The sequence below is a fragment of the Mariniphaga sp. genome (assembly GCF_041687215.1).
GTDB lineage: Bacteria > Bacteroidota > Bacteroidia > Bacteroidales > Prolixibacteraceae > Mariniphaga.
Genome location: NZ_JAWLCI010000129.1, coordinates 1 through 2,606, shown reverse-complemented (window position 1 = coordinate 2,606; position 2,606 = coordinate 1). Strand labels below are relative to the sequence as shown.

3 protein-coding genes are annotated in these 2,606 nt (G+C 41.5%); all 3 read left to right on the top strand.

Annotated features, from left to right (window positions below; translation table 11 throughout):
• The coding region (locus tag ACESMA_RS21505; protein ID WP_372950943.1) for a patatin-like phospholipase family protein at positions 1 to 729 on the top strand (729 nt) is incomplete at its 5' end.
• 124 nt (positions 730 to 853) lie between these two features.
• The gene (locus ACESMA_RS21500; protein WP_372950942.1) at positions 854 to 1,057 is read left to right on the top strand and encodes a lipopolysaccharide assembly protein LapA domain-containing protein; all 204 of its coding nucleotides are present in this window, start codon (positions 854 to 856) and stop codon (positions 1,055 to 1,057) included.
• Between the two features lie 51 nt (positions 1,058 to 1,108).
• Positions 1,109 to 2,458: a CoA-disulfide reductase gene (locus tag ACESMA_RS21495; RefSeq protein WP_372950941.1), complete on the top strand. Its 1,350-nt coding sequence runs from the start codon at positions 1,109 to 1,111 to the stop codon at positions 2,456 to 2,458.
• Positions 2,459 to 2,606: the final 148 nt, after the last annotated feature.

Genomic DNA, 2,606 nt, shown 5'->3' with positions numbered 1-2,606 from the left:
GCAGTTTTAGGCGCCGCCCATATTGGTGTAATTAGGGCATTGGAAGAAATGAATGTTGAAGTAAGTTTTGTAACAGGCACCAGCATAGGGGCTTTTGTGGGGGCTCTGTATGCATTTGGAAACACATCGAAAGAAATCGAAGAAATAGCACTGGAACTTAAATGGATGGATATATCAGGAATAGCCATTTTTGAAAGCGGACTGCTGTCCAATGCCAAGCTGGGTGGACTTTTAGGAACAAGCCTGGGGAAAAAGAAAATAGAAGACGCCGATGTTCCTTTTGCTGTTATTGCTACTGATATAACCAATGGAGAAAAAGTTGTTTTAGATAAAGGACTTGTGGCACAAGCCGTAATGGCAAGTACTTGTATCCCCGGGGTTTTTAGTCCGGTAGAATTTGATGAAAAACTTTTGGTGGACGGTGGTATTGTAGAAAACATACCTATTGACACCGTGAAAAATATGGGAGCAGAGTATGTTATTGGAGTGGATTTAAATGCAAAAAAAACGTATAATAAACCAGACAGCATACTCGATGTAATGATCAATAGTTTTCATTTTACACTGAAAGCGGCTGCCAAATATCAAACCGAAGATGCCGATTTATTGATAACACCCGACCTCTCAAAATTTAATATGATAAGCACAGACCAGATTAAAGATTTGATAGAACAAGGCTACAAAGATGCAAAGGAACAGTTGAAAAAGGCTGATTTGCCTGTCAGGTAAAATAACAGAACCCAACAGAAACTTTTCTTTCAGTTTGCTGAAACGATTATAAATGCCACCGAAAAAATATTTTCGGAAAAGCGCGATTTGGAGGATAGACAAGAAAAATTTAAAAACAAATATTATGAAAATTATTAAAACAATCCTGGTATTCATCCTTGTAATCATTGCCTTGATTTTTGCATTTCAGAATTTTGAAACGGTGAGAATTTCATTTTATAAGTGGAGTGCTGAAATGCCTTTGTCATTTGCAATTATTGGTATTTATTTTTTGGGAGCGCTTACCGGGGGCATTTTATTTTCAGGATTAAAAAAAATAACCCGGTAGGATAAAAAAACAAATAATAACCTGATTATTTTTCATAAAAGTTTAATGAAAATGAATACACGTAAACTCGTTGTAATTGGTGGTGACGCAGCAGGTATGACAGCCGCATCGAAAATCAGGCGGGAGCAGCCTGAGCGTGAGATTATTGTTTTCGAGCGGGGAAATCATACTTCCTACTCTGCCTGCGGAATGCCCTATTATATCGGTGGGCAGGTTGAATCGGAGGAACAGTTGATTGCCCGTAAACCTGAAGTTTTCAGAAAAAAACAGCATATTGACGTGCGAATTCGCCACGAAGTGATTGAAATCGACCCGAAAAACAAGCGCGTAAAGGTCAGGAATCTTGATGAAGAAAAGGAATTTTGGGAACCCTGGGACGACCTGCTTATTGCAACAGGAGCCTCCCCCATTGTGCCCAACATGGAGAATATAGAAGCCAGTGGAATTTTTGCCCTTTCTACGCTTCAAAGCGGAATGGACGTATTCAACTTTTTAAAGGAGAAAAAACCGGCTAAAGCTGTAATTGTGGGTGGTGGCTATATTGGAATGGAGATGGCTGAAGCCTTTCTCAGCCGCTCAATGGATGTTACCCTGATTGACATGGCTCCGCAACTGATGGCTACCCTCGATAAGGATATGGCTGACCTTATTCTTGAGTACATGACGGAACAGCAGGTAAAGGTTTTTCTGAAAGAGAAACTGGTGAAGTTTGAGAAGAATTCCGGTGGCAGCATAAAATCGGTAATAACGGATAAACAAACCATTCCTGCCGATATTGTTATTTTGGGAATGGGCGTGAAACCCAACGCTGAACTGGCAGCCCGGGCCGGAATAAAACTGGGGGCAAGTGATGCCATCCAGGTAAACAAACGCCTTGAAACATCAGAACCTCACATTTGGGCAGCAGGCGATTGTGCCGAATCCTTTCACCTGGTTACCCAAAAACAGGTTCACATTGCCCTGGGTACGGTTGCCAACAAGCACGGACTGGTTGCCGGCATCAATATCAGCGGCGGGAACGCTGAGTTCCCCGGTGTTCTGGGAACTGCCATTACAAAATTTAAAGAGTTGGAAATCTCACGCACGGGCCTGTCCGAAAAAGAGGCAAAAGAACTGGGAGTTGAATATGAGGCCAAAACAATTACTTCAGTTTCCCCGGCAGGGTACTATATCGGTTCAGAAAAAATCCATGTAAAACTTGTGGTAAACAAACAAACCCAACGAATTTTGGGCGGGCAAATTGTTGGATTTAAAGGAGCAGCCAAGCGCATCGACACCATTGCGACAGCAATTTCTGCAGGGTTAACCGCGCAACAAATGGTTGACCTTGATTTAGCTTACGCCCCGCCATTCTCAGGTGTTTGGGACCCGGTACAAATAGCTGCACGAAAATTTATTTAATCAACTTAATTCATTAATTATGAGAACAGTTTTACCATTGTTTTTTTTTCTTTGCTTCACATATGCAAACGTTAGCTATGCTCAAGAGGAACGCTCGCTTGATGATCAACTCAGAACTCATTTACATAAAGATTACTTTACACTCAAC

Excerpts from the sequence above, each read along its gene's own strand:
- ACESMA_RS21495 (WP_372950941.1), top strand. The coding sequence starts at position 1,109 with ATGAATACACGTAAACTCGTTGTAATTGGTGGTGACGCAGCAGGTATG.
- ACESMA_RS21500 (WP_372950942.1), top strand. The coding sequence starts at position 854 with ATGAAAATTATTAAAACAATCCTGGTATTCATCCTTGTAATCATTGCC.